Source organism: Pseudomonas sp. Teo4 (assembly GCF_034387475.1).
In the GTDB taxonomy this organism is placed as follows: Bacteria; Pseudomonadota; Gammaproteobacteria; order Pseudomonadales; family Pseudomonadaceae; genus Aquipseudomonas.
The window spans coordinates 1,660,432-1,675,955 of record NZ_JAXCIL010000002.1 but is presented as its reverse complement, the minus strand read 5'-3'; the positions used below and the strand labels follow the sequence as shown (position 1 = coordinate 1,675,955).

The following is a 15,524-nucleotide window of genomic DNA, read 5'->3' as shown; positions in this document are numbered from 1 at the left end:
CGATCGTTTCTCTCTTCATTCAACGCTGGCTCAGCCCTGCAGGGCGAGCAGCGCATTGGCGGACTTGGCGTTTTCGTCGGCGGCACTGATGGCCTTAATCTGCATTTCGTAGCGGCGGGCGTTGTCGATCATCGCGACCATGGCGCCGGTGGGGCTGACGTTGCTGCCCTCCAGGGCGCCGGGGGTCAGGCGCAGGCTGTCATCGGACTCCAGCGGCTGTCGGGTGCCGTTGGCATCCGCGGGCTGACGGAACAGCCCGTCGAGCCCGACTTCCACAGTGCCCGGCGGGGCCGACACCAGCTTCAAGCGCCCGACCGGGCTGAGGCCACGCGGCTCCATGCCCAACTCGCGCACGCTGAGCGTGCCGTCGCTGCCAATACTGATTTCACTGCCTTGCGGCACGCTGATAGGGCCGCCATCACCGATCACCGGCAAGCCGGCAACCGTGATGGCACCCTCGCCATCAACCTGCAGGTCGCCGCGACGGGTATAGGCTTCCTCGCCATCGGCAGCCTGCACCGCGAGCAGGGTGTCTTCGCCCAAGGCCACGTCCAGGTTGCGGTCGGTATGGGTGACCGGCCCTTCGGTCCAGTCCACGCCCACACCATGGGCGCTGACTGAGACCCGCGTTGGCAGGCCCTCCCCCGCCACCGGCGAGGACTGCATTTCCACCAGTTGCGCGCGAAAGCCAGGGGTCACGATGTTGGCCAGGTTGTTGGCCACCACGGCTTGCTGTTCGAGTGCCTGGTTCGCCCCGCTCATGGCGGTGAAGAGCATCCGGTCCATGACGTCAGCTTCCGATGTTCACGGCTTGCTGCAGCACTTCACTTTGGGCTGTCACCGACTTGGCGTTGGCCTGGAAGTTACGCTGGGCGATGATCAGGTTCACCAGCTCGGCGGTGAGGTCGACGTTCGAGTCTTCGGTGGTGCCGCTGAGAATCGAACCCAGCGAGCCGCTGCCGGCAACGCCAAGCAACGCCTGGCCGGAGGCGGTAGTGGCGAGCCAGGTGTTGTCACCGTTGGACTGCAGGCCGTTTTCGTTGGAGAACGTCGCCAGCTGGATCTGGTCGATTTCCTGGGTCTGGTCATTGGAATAGGTGGCGATGACGGTGCCGGTGTCATCGATGGTGAAGCTGACCAGGCTGCCGGAGGTGTAGCCGTTCTGGGAAATGCTCGACACTTCCGAGTCATTGCCGAACTGCGTGGTGCCGGTCAGGTCCAGTTCGATGGACATCTCGGCGGCACCGTTGGCCGGGTCGTAGGTGTAGGTGCCGGTCTCGCCACTGGTGATCAGGCCGCTGGAGCTGAAGGTGACGGTCTGAGTCTCGCTCAGCAGGTTGCCGTCAATGGCGGAGTGCACTTCCCAGGTGTTCTCGGCAGTCTTGCTGAAGTACAGCGTCGAGGTATGGCTGTTGCCCAGCGAGTCGTAGACCGTGGCGGTGGTCGAATAGGAGTAGGTCGACGAGTCGGTGGCGTCGAAGGTGTCGGTGATGATGTCCTCGCTGGAATCGAGGTTCAGCTCTGCGTCCAGCTCGGTGCTGGCGCTGGCCTGCATGCCAGAGGTGGGAATCTGGATGACGCCGTTGACGCCCAGCAGCTGGTTGCCCGCCGCGTTCACCAGGTAGCCGTCGGAGGTCAGGGTCAGCTGGCCGTTGCGCGAGTACACCGTCTGCGTGCCATCGGTGAAGGTGAAGAAACCGTCGCCGTTGATGGCCAGGTCCAGGCTGTTGTCGGTGGTGGTGAGGCTACCGGACTCGAAGTTCTGCACTACCCCCGACACTGTGGTGCCCAAGCCCACGTCGGCCCCCGAGTAGACATCGGCGAACTGCACGGTGGAGCTCTTGAAACCCACGGTCTGCGAGTTGGAGATGTTGTTGCTGACGACGTTCAGGTCGGTGGAAGCGGCCGACAGGCCACTCAGCGCTTGGGAAAAGCCCATGGTTGTTCTCCTGATGAGCGAGCTTGGGTAGGGTTCAAAGCACCAGCTTGATATCGCTGAGGCCGACGTTGTCGTTGACGCCGCCCAGGTCGAGCGCCACTTCGTTGCTGCTGTCGGTGGTCACACCGGTGACCAGCGCGTACTTCAGCGCGGTGGCGCTCACGGCCTCGTCGTCGCTGCTGGCGCTGACGCTGAAGGTGTAACTGCCATCGGCGGCGGTAGTGCCGTCGTCCTGCACGCCATCCCAGTACAGGGTCTGGGTGCCAGCGCTCATGTCGCCGCCGTCGAGGGTGGCGACCACGTTGCCGCTGCTGTCCTTGATGGTGATGGTGACGCTGTCCGCATCGCTGTCCAGGGTGACGCCGAAAGCGGTGGCGGTGCCGCTGGCGACCTGGATGGTGTTGCCTTCGATGAGCACGCCGTTGCCCACCAGCGCCGAGGCTTGCAGGGTTTCCGAGGCGCTGATCTGGCTGGAAATGCCTTCGAGGGTGCTGGTCACCTCCTCGATGCTGCTGATGGTGCTGATCTGCGCCAACTGCGTGACCATCTCGCTGTTGTCCAGCGGGTCGGTTGGGTCCTGGTTCTGCAGCTGGGTGGTCAACAGCGTCAGGAACTGGTCCTGCAGCTCTTCGGAGCTGGTGCTCGAGCTTTCGCTGGTGCTGCTGGAACTGTTCATGGTCGCAAGGACCGAACTGGCAATCGTGCTGGTCATGTTTACGCCTCGCCGAGGGTCAGGGTCTTGAGCATCAGTTCTTTGCTGGTGGCCATGACTTCGACGTTGGCCTGGTAGGAGCGCGAGGCTGCGATCATGTTCACCATCTCGCCCACCGGCTCGACGTTGGGCATGGTCACGTAGCCCGACTCATCCGCCAGCGGGTCGCCGGGGCGGTATTCCTGGCGCATCGGCGAGCCGTCCTCGACCACCTGGCTGACCCGCACGCCGCCCACGTCGCTGCCGTCCTGGTACTGGGTCTCGAACACCACCTGTCGGGCGCGATAGGCGTCGCTGTCGGGGCCGCTGGTGGTGTCGGCGTTGGCCAGGTTGCTGGCGGTCACGTTCATGCGCTCGGACTGGGCGCTGAGCGCTGAGCCGGCGATATCGAAAATGCTGAACATCGGCATGCTGTGTTCCCCAGGTTATTCGGATTGCATCGCGCTCTTGAGCGACTGCAGGCGGTTGTTCAGAAAGGTCAGGCTGGCCTGGTAACGGACGCTGTTGTCGGCGAACTGCGCGCGCTCGCGGTCCATGTCCACAGTGTTGCCATCGAGGCTCGGCTGGTCCGGCACGCGGTAGAGCAGCTCGCGGCTGGACGCTGTGCTGAAGGACGCGCGCAGGTGACGCTGCGAGGTGGTGGCCAAGGCCATGCCGCCATTGCCAGGGCGCCCCTCGCTGAGGGAGCTGGCCAGCTCGGCGGCGAAATCGAAGTCGCGCGCGCGGTAGTTGGGCGTATCCGCGTTGGCGATGTTGTTGGCCAACACCTGCTGGCGCTCCGCTCGCAAGCTCATCGCGTCTTGCTGGAAGCGCAGCTCGTTGTCGAGTTTGTCGATCATGCCTGCCGCCCGTGCCATCAATTGAACGGCCAGCAGATTAGAGGCCCAAGGCTCGCGGCAAAGTGCAGAACAGACCGCTATTTGACGAGCAATTCGAGCTTTGCCTGTTCGAAGGGCTATCTAGAATGCGCCGCATGAAACTCTGTTAGAGGCATCTTCGTGATGAAAGGGCTTCCCTCGCTTCGCGCCCTGTTGGCATTGGCCTGCCTGGTTCAGGCAGGCACCGTCCTGGCCTACACCGACGTGCTGCAAGAACGGGTTCGGCGCCTGGTGGAACAACACCTGCCCGCCGGCAGCCTCCTGACGAAGCTCGATGTCGGCCAGCCTTCTTCACGGATCAGCGCCTGTAACGACCCCCGCCCTTACCTCGTGCACCCGCGCCGTCCGCCTGTCGGCCGCGTGGCCACGGGCGTGAAGTGCGGGGCATCGGATAGCGTCGCGGGTTACTTGCAAGTGACGGTCGGCGCGCTGGGCGGTTATGTCGTGACCGCCCGCAAGATCGACGCGGGGGAAGTGATTCAGGCCGACATGCTGATCAGTCGACGCGGCCCTCTGGAGGATCTGCCCAAAGGCAGCGCGTTGAGTGCGAGCCAGCTGATTGGCCGGCAGGCTGCCCGCAGCGTGGCCAAAGGTTCGGTAGTGGCGCTCAAAGCCGTCCGCGAGCGCTGGCTGGTAGAACGCGACAACCGCGTCTCGCTGCGGGCACAGGGTACCGGGTTCAGCCTGACCCGCGACGGCAAGGCCCTGGACAACGGCAGCCTGGGCAATACCGTGCGGTTCAAGGGCAGCGACGGCCGGATGCTCAACGCCCAGGTCGTCGGCAAGAACGAACTGCAACTGCAAAACTGATTTTTTTCTTCAAAACCCTATCGCCGGCCAAAGTTGCCCCATGCGGATGCCGATAGTGTTGCAACCACAGCCAACGAAGCCCCTACCGTGAAAATAACCAGCTCCCCGCCCCCTAGCCTTCCCCTCCCGACCGACAGCAGCCTGGCCAGCGCCAGCCCGTCCGAGGTTGCGCCGCAGGACCTGGAAATGCTTCAGGAAGACGCCGTGCAGCTTTCGCAGGTAAGTAGCCTCAGCGACACCGACGGGATGGCGGATGTCGATCTGGAGAAGGTTGCGGCGCTGACTCAGGCCATCGCCGAGGGCAGTTTCGAGATTGATTCGCACACCATCTACACCAGCCTGGTGGCCGACGCCAAGGAAATGCAGGGCAGTGAGCCGACCTGAGCGTCAGCTGGCCTGGTTCAGCCTGAACGTGGAGTGATTATGAGCCTGGAAAAGCACCTGGACCTGCAACGCCAGGTTATCGAGCAGCTGCTGCAACTGCTGGATCAGGAACGCCAGACATTGGCTCAGGCCAAGGTGGATGCCGAGCGTCTGCGCGAGTTGGTCGCCGGTAAACAGGCCGCCCTGTTGCGCTTGGAACAACTGGAGGCCGTGCGCGTCGGCGCGCAATTGAAGCTTGGCTTCGGGCCGGGGCGTGAAGGCGCGTTGCGGGCGGCACGGGAGGCTGACTGCTTGGCCGCCTGGCGCCGTCTGAGACAGTTGGCGTTGCGGGCGCGGGCGCTCAACCATAACAACGGCGAGGCCCTGGATGCTCGGCTTAAAGGCAACCAGCAGATTCTGGACTTCCTCGACCGTATCACTGCCGACAGGCTGTATGGGCCGAATGGGCGGCCGTTGCCTGGGATACTGTGGGCGACTGAGTAGAAAAGAAAAAACCCGTGGCCAAGACCACGGGTTTTTCGTAACAGCTGAGTCGGATGGCCGTATCAGAACGGAATATCGTCGTCGAAGCTGTCGAAGTCGGCTGCTGGCTGCGGAGCCGGCTGTTGCGGCGCAGGGCGCTGTGGTGCCTGTTGCGGGCGCGGGGCCTGCTGACGCTGCGGAGCCTGGTTGTACTGCTGCTGGCCGCCTTGGTTGTAGTTACCGCCACCTTGATTGTACGGGTCGCCGCCACCTTGCTGGTTCTGCGGACGACCGCCGAGCAGCTGCATGGTGCCGTTGATGTCGACAATGATCTCGGTGGTGTAGCGCTTGATGCCGTCTTTTTCCCACTCGCGGGTCTGCAGCTTGCCCTCGATGTAGACCTGGGAACCCTTGCGCAGGTATTCACCGGCAATTTCGGCAACCTTGCCGAACAGCGACACACGGTGCCACTCGGTACGCTCGACCTTCTGACCGGACTGCTTGTCGGTCCACTGCTCGCTGGTGGCCAGGCTCAGGTTGGTCACGGCGTTACCGTTGGGCAGGTAGCGGACTTCGGGATCCTGACCGCAGGTGCCGACCAGAATGACTTTGTTAACCCCACGGGCCATAACGTTCTCCTAGGCTTCGCACGCCGAAGAGGCTGGGTTCACCAGTTGCTCCAAGGTCGCACGGTCCAAAATTTTCGTATCCAGTTTGATATAGATGGCGGCCTCTTCTGCCACCACCACGGCGTCGGTCACACCCGGCACGGCCATCAGGCGCTCGGTCAGTCCGGCTTCCCGGACCGCCTCGGGCGTCAGCGGCATGCGCAGGCTGGTCACATAGGGCGGCTCGTTCATGCGCAAGGCAACGACCAACCAAATGGCGCAAAGCCCCGCGCAACCGAGGAACACCATGCTCAGCCCACCGTGCTGGAACAACCAGCCACCGATGATTCCTCCCAGAGCAGCGCCGAGGAACTGGCTGGTGGAATATACCCCCATCGCCGTCCCCTTGCCGCCAGCGGGCGACACCTTGCTCACCAGCGAAGGCAACGACGCCTCCAGCAGGTTGAATGCGGTAAAGAATACCACGGTGCCGATCACCAGTCCGCGCAAGTTGTCAGCCCATTCCCAGAAGAACACCTCGACCAGCAGCAGCACGCTGACCGCGCCGACCAACACGCGCTTCATCTTGCGCTTCTTTTCGCCGTAGATGATGAACGGGACCATTGCAAAAAATGAGATGAACAGCGCGGTCAGGTACACCCACCAGTGCTGTTCCTTGGGCAGACCGCCACGCTCGACGAACGCCAGCGGCAGTGCGACGAAGCTGGCCATGAGAATGGCGTGGAGGATGAAAATGCCCACGTCCAGGCGCAGAAGGTCCGGATGGCGCAGGGTCGGGCCGAGGGCCTGGCGCGCCACACCCGATTCACGGTGTTGCAGGGTGCTGTGGGTGTTGGGCACCACGAAGGCGATCAAGGCGATGCCGACCAGGGCAAGTCCTGCAGTGGCAAGGAACAATCCTGACAAGCCGAAGGCGCGTGTCAGCAATGGCCCGACGACCATCGCCACGGCGAACGACAGGCCGATGCTCATGCCGATCATGGCCATGGCCTTGGTGCGATGCTGCTCGCGGGTAAGGTCGGACAGCAGCGCCATGACCGCTGCGGAAATCGCCCCTGCGCCCTGCAGGATGCGCCCGGCGATCACGCCCCAGATCGAATCGGCCTGTGCGGCCAGCACGCTGCCCAGGGCAAAGATGACCAAGCCCAGGTAAATCACCGGGCGACGGCCGATGCGGTCGGAAATCATGCCGAACGGAATCTGCAATACCGCCTGGGTCAGGCCGTAGGCACCAATGGCCAGGCCGATCAGCGCCGGGGTGGCGCCAGCCAGGTCCATGCCGTAGGTGGCCAGTACCGGCAAGACCATGAACATGCCCAGCATACGAAAGGCAAAGACCAGAGCCAGGCCGCTTGCGGCACGGGTTTCGCTGCCACTCATGCGCTCGTTGTGGGTGTCTTGCATGGATTAACCTCGTATGAACCGGCGGCGATTCTACCAGTCCGACAGCGTGACGGCATCTACGCGACGCTTTGCCGCGTACTGGCAGCGCGCCGTATACTTCCTTGTTTATGCCCGCCAAGCGAGGCCGCAGTGGACAAGATCCTGATTCGTGGGGCACGCACCCACAACCTGAAGAACATCGACCTGACCCTGCCCCGGGACAAGCTGATCGTGATCACCGGCCTGTCCGGCTCCGGCAAGTCGTCCCTGGCGTTCGACACCCTGTACGCAGAGGGCCAACGCCGCTACGTCGAGTCGCTGTCAGCCTATGCCCGACAGTTCCTGTCGATGATGGAAAAACCTGACGTCGACACCATCGAAGGGTTGTCGCCGGCCATTTCCATCGAGCAGAAGTCGACTTCGCACAACCCGCGTTCGACCGTCGGCACCATTACCGAAATCTACGACTACCTGCGCCTGCTCTATGCCCGCGTCGGCACCCCGCGCTGCCCGGACCACGACATTCCGCTGGAGGCGCAAACCATCAGCCAGATGGTCGACCTGGTGCTCGCCCAACCCGAGGGCAGCAAACTCATGCTGCTGGCACCGGTAATCCGCGAGCGCAAGGGCGAGCACCTGGCAGTGTTCGACGAACTGCGCGCCCAGGGCTTCGTCCGTGCGCGGGTCAACGGCAAGCTGTACGAGCTTGACGAGCTGCCCAAGCTGGACAAACAGAAGAAGCACAGCATCGACGTGGTGGTGGACCGCTTCAAGGTGCGCGCCGACTTGCAGCAGCGCCTGGCCGAGTCCTTCGAGACGGCCCTGAAGCTGGCTGACGGCATCGCGCTGGTGGCGCCGATGGACGACGAGGCCGGCGAAGAAATGATCTTCTCCGCCCGCTTCGCCTGCCCGATCTGCGGCCATGCAATCAGCGAACTCGAGCCGAAACTGTTCTCCTTCAACAACCCGGCCGGCGCCTGCCCGACCTGTGACGGCCTGGGCGTGAAGCAGTTCTTCGACACCAAGCGCCTGGTCAATGCCGAGCTGACCTTGGCCGAGGGGGCGATCCGCGGCTGGGACCGGCGCAACGTCTATTACTTCCAGATGCTCGGCTCACTGGCCGCGCACTACGGTTTCAGCCTTGAAGAACCCTTCGGACAGCTGTCTGCAGAGGACCAGAAGGTCATCCTGCAGGGTAGCGGCAAGCAGAGCGTCGACTTCAAGTACCTCAACGACCGTGGCGACATCGTCAAGCGCTCGCACCCGTTCGAGGGCATCGTGCCGAACCTGGAGCGGCGCTACCGCGAAACCGAGTCGGCCACCGTGCGTGAAGAACTGGCCAAATTCCTCGGCACCCAGCCCTGCCCGGACTGCCGTGGCACGCGCTTGCGCCGTGAGGCACGTCATGTGTGGGTCGGCGAGAAGACGCTGCCAGCAGTGACCAACCTGCCGATCGGCGAGGCCAGCGACTACTTCGGCGCACTGACCCTGACCGGTCGGCGCGGCGAAATTGCCGCGAAAATCCTCAAGGAAATCTGCGAGCGCCTGCAGTTCCTGGTCAACGTCGGCCTCGACTACCTGACGCTGGACCGTAGCGCCGAAACCCTGTCTGGCGGTGAAGCCCAGCGAATTCGCCTGGCCAGCCAGATCGGCGCAGGCCTGGTGGGGGTGATGTACATCCTCGATGAACCGTCCATCGGTCTTCATCAACGCGACAACGATCGCCTGCTGGCAACGCTGAACCACCTGCGCGACCTGGGTAACACAGTGATCGTCGTAGAACACGACGAAGATGCCATTCGCCTGGCCGACTATGTCGTCGACATCGGCCCCGGTGCCGGTGTGCATGGCGGCCAAATCGTCGCCGAGGGCTCGCCGCAGGAAGTCATGGCGCACCCAGACTCGTTGACCGGCAAGTACCTGTCCGGACGCAAGAAGATCGTCGTGCCAGCCAAGCGCACGCCGCGCAACAAGAAGCTGCAGCTCAAACTCAAGGGCGCACGTGGCAACAACCTGCAGAACGTCGACCTGGAAGTCCCGATCGGCCTGCTGACCTGCGTGACCGGTGTGTCCGGTTCGGGCAAGTCGACCCTGATCAACAACACCCTGTTCCCCCTGGCCGCCACCGCCCTAAACGGCGCGAGCAGCCTGGAACCCGCTGCGCACACCAGCATCGACGGCCTGCAGCATCTGGACAAGGTGGTCGACATTGACCAGAGCCCGATTGGCCGTACACCGCGCTCGAACCCGGCCACCTACACCGGCATCTTCACCCCGATCCGCGAGCTGTTCTCCGGCGTGCCGGAATCGCGATCGCGGGGCTACGGCCCAGGGCGTTTCTCGTTCAACGTCAAAGGTGGCCGCTGCGAGGCTTGCCAAGGCGATGGCCTGATCAAGGTAGAGATGCACTTCCTGCCGGATATCTACGTCCCGTGCGATGTGTGCAAGAGCAAGCGCTACAACCGCGAGACGCTGGAGATCAAGTACAAGGGCAAGAACATCCATGAGGTGCTGGAAATGACCATCGAGGATGCCCGCGAGTTCTTCGACGCAGTCCCGGCGCTGGCGCGCAAGCTGCAGACGCTGATGGATGTCGGGCTGTCGTACATCAAGCTGGGGCAATCGGCGACCACCCTGTCGGGTGGCGAAGCGCAGCGGGTCAAGCTGTCGCGTGAGCTGTCCAAGCGCGATACCGGCAAGACGCTGTATATCCTCGATGAACCGACCACCGGCCTGCACTTCGCCGACATCCAGCAACTGCTGGACGTGCTGCACCGCCTGCGCGATCACGGCAACACCGTGGTGGTGATCGAGCACAACCTGGACGTTATCAAGACTGCTGACTGGCTGGTGGACCTGGGGCCGGAAGGTGGCTCCAAAGGTGGCCAGATCATCGCCTGCGGTACGCCAGAAGAGCTGAGCAACACCAAGCAGTCATATACCGGGCATTACCTGAAACCGCTGCTGGAGCGGGATCGGGCGTAATAAAAAAGCCCCTGGCAGTGAAATGCCAGGGGCTTCTTGTATTGGCTGGTCCGGCCCTATCGCCGGCAAGCCGGCTCCCACAATGACCACGCTAACCTTGAGATCACTGCACTTCCTGCAGGATCCTCAGATATTACATCTGCGACTGCAGGTAATTTTCCAGGCCAATGGCCTTGATCAGACCCTGCTGTTTCTCCAGCCAGTAGGTGTGATCTTCTTCGGTGTCGGCCAACTGCGCTCGCAGAATGTCGCGGCTGATGTAGTCCTTGTGCAGCTCGCACAGCTCGATGCCTTTGCACAGTGCGCCACGAACCTTGTACTCGAGCTTGAGGTCAGCCTCGATCATTTCAGGTACGGTGCTGCCCACATGCAGGTCATCGGCGCGCATGTCGGGCGTCCCTTCGAGCATGAGGATACGTCGCATCAGGGCGTCGGCGTGCTGCGTCTCTTCTTCCATCTCGTGGTTGATACGCTCGTAGAGCTTGGACAGGCCCCAGTCTTCGTACATACGCGAGTGAATGAAGTACTGGTCGCGCGCCGCCAGTTCGCCCTTCAGCAGCGTGACGAGATAGTTGATTACGTCCGGGTGACCTTGCATCGCCCTGCTTCTCCATGTGAAAACGTCTATGCCACATAGTGTGAACCAGCTTTTGCTCGCGGTCACTGAAAAACGCGCAATTAGAAGCAAAAAATCGGTTAAACAGTAGTGATATTCATTGAAAAACCGCCCAAATGAGGGCGGTTCTTCTTATCACTTCGACTTAGGCGAGATTCACGCCCAAAGCCTTGGCAATCCCTTCCCCATAGGCCGGATCGGCCTTGAAGAAGTGCTGCAACTGCCGCTGAACCACGTCTTCACTGACACCGGCCATGGCTCCGGCGATGTTGCTGATCAGCAGCGCTTTCTGCTGCTGGTTCATCAGGCGGAACAGCGCACCGGCGTGGCTGTAGTAGTCGTTATCCTCGCGGTGATCGTAGCGATCCGCCGCCCCATTCAGGGCCAACGCCGGCTCGGCGTGGCGCGGCGACTGCTTGGGAGCATCTGCGTAGCTGTTGGGCTCATAGTTCGGAGCGCCGCCGTAGCTCCCCATGGCCATGGAACCATCACGCTGGTAGCTGTGCATTGGGCAGCGCGGCGCGTTGACCGGCAACTGCTGGTGATTGGTGCCGACGCGGTAGCGATGGGCATCCGCGTAGGCGAACACGCGACCTTGCAGCATGCGATCCGGCGACAGCCCCACGCCTGGAACCATGTTGCTCGGGCCGAAGGTGGCTTGCTCGACTTCAGCAAAGTAGTTCAGCGGGTTACGGTTAAGCTCCAGAACACCTACTTCGATCAACGGGAATTCTTTCTGCGACCAGGTCTTGGTGACGTCGAACGGGTTCTCGTCGCGGCTTGCCGCCTGCGCTTCGCTCATGACCTGAATGCAGACCGTCCAACGCGGGTAATCACCGCGATCAATGGCCTCGAACAGGTCACGTTGTGCGTAATCCGGGTCCGTACCGGCCAGGCGTGCAGCCTCGGCGGGTGCCAGGTTCTTGATGCCTTGCTGGGTCTTGAAGTGCCACTTCACCCAGGTGCGCTCACCTTGGGCGTTGACCAAGCTGTAGGTATGGCTGCCGAAGCCGTGCATGTGACGGTAGCCGTCCGGAATCCCGCGGTCCGAGAACAGAATGGTGACCTGGTGCAGCGCTTCGGGCGAGTGCGACCAGAAGTCCCACATCATTTGGGCGCTCTTCAGGTTGGTCTGCGGATGGCGCTTCTGGGTGTGGATAAAGTCAGGGAATTTCAGCGGGTCGCGGATGAAGAACACTGGCGTGTTGTTACCCACAATGTCCCAGTTGCCTTCCTCGGTATAGAACTTGACGGCAAAACCGCGTGGATCTCGCTCGGAGTCAGCGGAGCCGCGCTCACCGCCAACGGTGGAAAAACGCAGGAACGTCTCAGTCTGCTTGCCGACCTGCGCGAACAGTTTGGCGCTGCTGTAGCCGGTGATATCGCGGGTGACCGTAAAGGTGCCGTAAGCACCCGAGCCCTTGGCGTGTACACGGCGCTCCGGAATATTCTCACGGTTGAAATGGGCGAGCTTCTCCACCAGGTGGAAGTCATCGAGCAGCAACGGGCCACGTGGGCCTGCGGAACGGGAGTTCTGGTTATCTGCTACGGGTGCACCGCTGGCGGTGGTGAGAATCTTGCTCATGGGCTCTCCTTATGGGTCTTGATGTGCCGGCTAAACGGCTTGGAGAGAGTATTGACGAGCAAGGTTCCAAGAACAAATTCATTGAATGACTTACATCAATAGAAAATTACAATTCATGTAGACACAAAAAACCGGGCACTAGGCCCGGTTCTTTGTAGCAGACAGAACGTCTTACTCAGCAGCTTCTACAGCACCGCCGACCGGACGATCAACCAGCTCGACGTACGCCATAGGCGCGTTGTCGCCAGCGCGGAAACCGCACTTCAGGATGCGCAGGTAGCCGCCCTGACGGGTGGCGTAACGCTTGCCCAGGTCGTTGAACAGTTTGCCAACAGCGGACTTCGAACGGGTACGGTCGAAGGCCAGACGACGGTTAGCAACGCTGTCTTCCTTGGCCAGGGTGATCAGCGGCTCGGCAACGCGGCGCAGTTCCTTGGCTTTCGGCAGGGTGGTTTTGATCAGCTCGTGCTCGATCAACGACACTGCCATGTTCTGGAACATAGCCTTGCGGTGAGAGCTGGTACGGCTCAGGTGACGTCCACTTTTACGATGACGCATGATTCATTCCTTACCAAACACTACGTTCGGTGATTACGACGATCAGGCGGTCGCCTTGTCGTCTTTCTTAAGACTTGCAGGCGGCCAGTTGTCGAGGCGCATGCCGAGAGACAGACCACGAGAGGCCAGGACGTCCTTGATTTCAGTCAGGGACTTCTTGCCCAGGTTAGGAGTCTTCAACAGCTCTACTTCGGTACGCTGAATCAGGTCGCCGATGTAGTAGATGTTCTCCGCCTTGAGGCAGTTGGCCGAACGTACAGTCAGTTCCAGGTCGTCAACCGGGCGCAGCAGGATCGGATCGATCTCGTCTTCCTGCTCGACTACGACAGGCTCGCTGTCACCTTTGAGGTCGACGAACGCGGCCAGCTGCTGTTGCAGGATGGTCGCAGCGCGGCGGATAGCCTCTTCAGGGTCCAGGGTCCCGTTGGTTTCCAGATCAATGACCAGCTTGTCCAGGTTGGTACGCTGTTCAACACGGGCGTTTTCGACCACATAGGCGATACGACGCACCGGGCTGAACGAAGCGTCCAGCTGCAGACGGCCAATGCTACGGCTTTCGTCTTCGTCGGTTTGACGGGAGTCGGCCGGCTCGTAACCGCGACCACGAGCTACAGTGAGCTTCATGTTCAGGGCGCCGTTGGACGCCAGGTTCGCGATTACGTGATCGGGGTTGACGATCTCGACATCGTGATCCAGCTGAATATCGGCAGCGGTAACCACCCCCGAACCCTTTTTCGACAAGGTCAGCGTAACTTCGTCACGACCGTGCAGTTTGATAGCCAGGCCTTTCAGGTTCAACAGGATTTCAATGACGTCTTCCTGTACACCTTCGATCGCGGAGTACTCGTGGAGTACGCCATCGATCTCGGCCTCGACTACTGCACAGCCAGGCATGGAGGACAACAGGATGCGGCGCAGCGCGTTGCCCAGGGTATGGCCGAAACCACGCTCGAGAGGCTCGAGCGTGATCTTAGCGCGGGTTGGACTGACTACCTGCACGTCAATGTGACGGGGAGTCAGGAACTCATTTACCGAAATCTGCATGGATGCACCTATTTTCTAGCCCTTACTTGGAGTAGAGCTCGACAATCAGGTTTTCGTTGATGTCGGCAGACAGGTCGCCGCGAGCAGGAACGTTCTTGAAAACGCCCGACTTTTTAGCAGCATCTACGTCTACCCACTCAACGCGGCCACGCTGGGCGCACAGTTCAAGGGCTTGAACAATGCGCAGCTGGTTCGACGACTTCTCGCGAACTGCGACCACGTCACCCGGACGAACTTGGTAGGATGGAATGTTTACAGTCTTACCGTTGACGCTGATCGCTTTGTGCGAAACCAGCTGACGGGACTCGGAACGAGTCGAGCCGAAGCCCATACGGTAAACGACGTTATCCAGACGGCACTCGAGCAGTTGCAGCAGGTTCTCACCGGTTGCGCCTTTTTTCGAGGCAGCAGCTTGGTAGTAACCGCGGAACTGACGCTCCAGAACACCGTAGATACGACGGACTTTTTGTTTCTCACGCAGCTGGGTGCCGTAGTCGGACTGACGGCCACGGCGCTGGCCGTGGATACCTGGGGCTGCTTCGATGTTGCACTTCGATTCCAGAGCGCGAACGCCGCTCTTCAGGAACAGGTCGGTGCCTTCACGACGAGACAGTTTGCATTTTGGACCAATGTAACGTGCCATTCTTCTGTCTCCTGATTACACGCGACGCTTCTTCGGCGGACGGCACCCGTTGTGCGGGATAGGCGTCACGTCGGTGATGCTGGCGATCTTGTAGCCGCAGCTGTTCAATGCACGAACGGCGGATTCACGACCTGGACCTGGACCCTTGACGTTGACGTCGAGGTTCTTCAGACCATATTCCAGCGCAGCTTGACCAGCACGCTCAGCAGCGATCTGAGCTGCGAACGGGGTGGATTTGCGCGAACCACGGAAACCCGAACCACCGGAAGTAGCCCAGGACAAAGCATTGCCCTGACGGTCGGTGATGGTCACGATGGTGTTGTTGAAAGACGCATGGATGTGGGCGATGCCATCAACCACTGTCTTTTTGACTTTCTTACGAGGACGAGCAGCAGGTTTTGCCATGTCTATATTCCTGGGCGATTACTTGCGGATCGGCTTACGCGGGCCCTTACGGGTGCGTGCGTTGGTCTTGGTGCGCTGACCGCGAACCGGCAGACCTTTACGATGACGCAGGCCGCGGTAGCAACCCAGGTCCATCAAGCGTTTGATCTTCATGTTGATGTCACGACGCAGGTCACCTTCGGTGGTGAACTTCGCGACTTCGCCACGCAGGGTTTCGATTTGCTCGTCGCTCAGATCCTTGATCTTAGCGGCTGGGTTGACACCAGCGTCTGCACAGATCTTCTGTGCAGTTGTGCGACCGACACCATAGATGTAGGTCAGCGAGATAACAGTATGCTTGTTATCTGGAATGTTGACGCCTGCAATACGGGCCATTCAGTGGGACTCCAATTGACAGCTACCTACGCCCCGGAAGCCAAGAAATAGGGCGCGAGATAATATCGCTGTAGAAACGAATAATCAACCCAGCAGCACACTAGCTGCTGGGTTTG

The 15,524-nt window shown here is 61.2% G+C and carries 18 protein-coding genes; 4 read left to right on the top strand and 14 right to left on the bottom strand.

Annotated elements, in window-relative coordinates; translation table 11 throughout:
- Positions 1-30 precede the first annotated feature (30 nt).
- From PspTeo4_RS24035 to flgB, 5 genes are read right to left on the bottom strand one after another with little or no spacing between them, the layout of a single operon-like run.
- Entirely contained in the window at positions 31-786 is a 756-nt protein-coding gene (locus PspTeo4_RS24035) for a flagellar basal body rod protein FlgF (RefSeq protein ID WP_322366252.1), read from the bottom strand.
- Between the two features lie 4 nt (positions 787-790).
- Complete coding sequence (gene flgE, locus PspTeo4_RS24030) at positions 791-1,939, bottom strand: flagellar hook protein FlgE (protein ID WP_322366251.1); 1,149 nt, start codon at positions 1,937-1,939, stop codon at positions 791-793.
- A 34-nt stretch (positions 1,940-1,973) separates the two neighbouring features.
- Entirely contained in the window at positions 1,974-2,651 is a 678-nt protein-coding gene (locus tag PspTeo4_RS24025) for a flagellar hook assembly protein FlgD (RefSeq protein ID WP_322366250.1), read from the bottom strand.
- Between the two features lie 2 nt (positions 2,652-2,653).
- The gene (flgC, locus tag PspTeo4_RS24020; protein ID WP_322366249.1) at positions 2,654-3,061 is read right to left on the bottom strand and encodes a flagellar basal body rod protein FlgC; all 408 of its coding nucleotides are present in this window, start codon (positions 3,059-3,061) and stop codon (positions 2,654-2,656) included.
- Between the two features lie 15 nt (positions 3,062-3,076).
- Positions 3,077-3,490: a flagellar basal body rod protein FlgB gene (flgB, locus tag PspTeo4_RS24015; protein ID WP_322366248.1), complete on the bottom strand. Its 414-nt coding sequence runs from the start codon at positions 3,488-3,490 to the stop codon at positions 3,077-3,079.
- Positions 3,491-3,652: 162 nt separating this feature from the next.
- On the opposite strand from flgB, the gene flgA reads away from it, so the two are divergent.
- From flgA to PspTeo4_RS24000, 3 genes are all read left to right on the top strand, one after another.
- Positions 3,653-4,339, top strand: a complete 687-nt coding sequence (gene flgA, locus PspTeo4_RS24010; RefSeq protein ID WP_322366247.1) for a flagellar basal body P-ring formation chaperone FlgA — start codon at positions 3,653-3,655, stop codon at positions 4,337-4,339.
- Between the two features lie 87 nt (positions 4,340-4,426).
- A complete protein-coding gene (locus PspTeo4_RS24005) occupies positions 4,427-4,723 on the top strand; it encodes a flagellar biosynthesis anti-sigma factor FlgM (RefSeq protein ID WP_322366246.1) in 297 nt (98 codons plus the stop codon).
- Between the two features lie 39 nt (positions 4,724-4,762).
- Positions 4,763-5,206: a flagellar protein FlgN gene (locus tag PspTeo4_RS24000; protein WP_322366245.1), complete on the top strand. Its 444-nt coding sequence runs from the start codon at positions 4,763-4,765 to the stop codon at positions 5,204-5,206.
- A gap of 62 nt (positions 5,207-5,268) precedes the next feature.
- Here PspTeo4_RS24000 and PspTeo4_RS23995 read toward each other — a convergent pair whose 3' ends face one another.
- Positions 5,269-5,814 (bottom strand): single-stranded DNA-binding protein, encoded by a 546-nt coding sequence (locus tag PspTeo4_RS23995; RefSeq protein ID WP_322366244.1) that lies wholly within the window; start codon positions 5,812-5,814, stop codon positions 5,269-5,271.
- A 9-nt stretch (positions 5,815-5,823) separates the two neighbouring features.
- Positions 5,824-7,218, bottom strand: coding sequence for an MFS transporter (locus PspTeo4_RS23990; RefSeq protein WP_322366243.1), 1,395 nt, complete (start codon positions 7,216-7,218; stop codon positions 5,824-5,826).
- 129 nt (positions 7,219-7,347) lie between these two features.
- Here PspTeo4_RS23990 and uvrA point away from each other — a divergent pair, with 129 nt between their 5' ends.
- Positions 7,348-10,182, top strand: coding sequence for an excinuclease ABC subunit UvrA (uvrA, locus tag PspTeo4_RS23985; protein WP_322366242.1), 2,835 nt, complete (start codon positions 7,348-7,350; stop codon positions 10,180-10,182).
- Positions 10,183-10,315: 133 nt separating this feature from the next.
- Here uvrA and bfr read toward each other — a convergent pair whose 3' ends face one another.
- The 7 genes from bfr to rpsM form a co-directional block, all read right to left on the bottom strand.
- Positions 10,316-10,780 (bottom strand): bacterioferritin, encoded by a 465-nt coding sequence (gene bfr, locus PspTeo4_RS23980; RefSeq protein ID WP_322366241.1) that lies wholly within the window; start codon positions 10,778-10,780, stop codon positions 10,316-10,318.
- A gap of 163 nt (positions 10,781-10,943) precedes the next feature.
- On the bottom strand, positions 10,944-12,383 hold the full coding sequence (locus tag PspTeo4_RS23975) for a catalase (RefSeq protein WP_322366240.1): 1,440 nt from the start codon (positions 12,381-12,383) through the stop codon (positions 10,944-10,946).
- A 171-nt stretch (positions 12,384-12,554) separates the two neighbouring features.
- Entirely contained in the window at positions 12,555-12,941 is a 387-nt protein-coding gene (gene rplQ, locus PspTeo4_RS23970; RefSeq protein ID WP_003255451.1) for a 50S ribosomal protein L17, read from the bottom strand.
- A 42-nt stretch (positions 12,942-12,983) separates the two neighbouring features.
- Complete coding sequence (locus PspTeo4_RS23965; protein WP_003255452.1) at positions 12,984-13,985, bottom strand: DNA-directed RNA polymerase subunit alpha; 1,002 nt, start codon at positions 13,983-13,985, stop codon at positions 12,984-12,986.
- Positions 13,986-14,007: 22 nt separating this feature from the next.
- A complete protein-coding gene (rpsD, locus tag PspTeo4_RS23960; RefSeq protein ID WP_008089778.1) occupies positions 14,008-14,628 on the bottom strand; it encodes a 30S ribosomal protein S4 in 621 nt (206 codons plus the stop codon).
- A gap of 15 nt (positions 14,629-14,643) precedes the next feature.
- Positions 14,644-15,033: a 30S ribosomal protein S11 gene (gene rpsK / locus PspTeo4_RS23955; protein WP_003255454.1), complete on the bottom strand. Its 390-nt coding sequence runs from the start codon at positions 15,031-15,033 to the stop codon at positions 14,644-14,646.
- Between the two features lie 18 nt (positions 15,034-15,051).
- Positions 15,052-15,408: a 30S ribosomal protein S13 gene (gene rpsM / locus PspTeo4_RS23950; protein ID WP_003255457.1), complete on the bottom strand. Its 357-nt coding sequence runs from the start codon at positions 15,406-15,408 to the stop codon at positions 15,052-15,054.
- Positions 15,409-15,524 lie beyond the last annotated feature (116 nt).

What these genes read in the sequence shown, in the direction of transcription:
- rplQ (WP_003255451.1), bottom strand. Translation starts at nt 12,941, where the DNA reads ATGCGTCATCGTAAAAGTGGACGTCACCTGAGCCGTACCAGCTCTCAC.
- rpsK (WP_003255454.1), bottom strand. Translation starts at nt 15,033, where the DNA reads ATGGCAAAACCTGCTGCTCGTCCTCGTAAGAAAGTCAAAAAGACAGTG.
- PspTeo4_RS24025 (WP_322366250.1), bottom strand. Translation starts at nt 2,651, where the DNA reads ATGACCAGCACGATTGCCAGTTCGGTCCTTGCGACCATGAACAGTTCC.
- PspTeo4_RS24035 (WP_322366252.1), bottom strand. Translation starts at nt 786, where the DNA reads ATGGACCGGATGCTCTTCACCGCCATGAGCGGGGCGAACCAGGCACTC.
- PspTeo4_RS23995 (WP_322366244.1), bottom strand. Translation starts at nt 5,814, where the DNA reads ATGGCCCGTGGGGTTAACAAAGTCATTCTGGTCGGCACCTGCGGTCAG.
- PspTeo4_RS23965 (WP_003255452.1), bottom strand. Translation starts at nt 13,985, where the DNA reads ATGCAGATTTCGGTAAATGAGTTCCTGACTCCCCGTCACATTGACGTG.
- PspTeo4_RS24000 (WP_322366245.1), top strand. Translation starts at nt 4,763, where the DNA reads ATGAGCCTGGAAAAGCACCTGGACCTGCAACGCCAGGTTATCGAGCAG.
- rpsM (WP_003255457.1), bottom strand. Translation starts at nt 15,408, where the DNA reads ATGGCCCGTATTGCAGGCGTCAACATTCCAGATAACAAGCATACTGTT.
- flgC (WP_322366249.1), bottom strand. Translation starts at nt 3,061, where the DNA reads ATGCCGATGTTCAGCATTTTCGATATCGCCGGCTCAGCGCTCAGCGCC.
- flgA (WP_322366247.1), top strand. Translation starts at nt 3,653, where the DNA reads ATGAAAGGGCTTCCCTCGCTTCGCGCCCTGTTGGCATTGGCCTGCCTG.
- flgE (WP_322366251.1), bottom strand. Translation starts at nt 1,939, where the DNA reads ATGGGCTTTTCCCAAGCGCTGAGTGGCCTGTCGGCCGCTTCCACCGAC.
- PspTeo4_RS23990 (WP_322366243.1), bottom strand. Translation starts at nt 7,218, where the DNA reads ATGCAAGACACCCACAACGAGCGCATGAGTGGCAGCGAAACCCGTGCC.
- flgB (WP_322366248.1), bottom strand. Translation starts at nt 3,490, where the DNA reads ATGATCGACAAACTCGACAACGAGCTGCGCTTCCAGCAAGACGCGATG.
- rpsD (WP_008089778.1), bottom strand. Translation starts at nt 14,628, where the DNA reads ATGGCACGTTACATTGGTCCAAAATGCAAACTGTCTCGTCGTGAAGGC.
- PspTeo4_RS23975 (WP_322366240.1), bottom strand. Translation starts at nt 12,383, where the DNA reads ATGAGCAAGATTCTCACCACCGCCAGCGGTGCACCCGTAGCAGATAAC.
- bfr (WP_322366241.1), bottom strand. Translation starts at nt 10,780, where the DNA reads ATGCAAGGTCACCCGGACGTAATCAACTATCTCGTCACGCTGCTGAAG.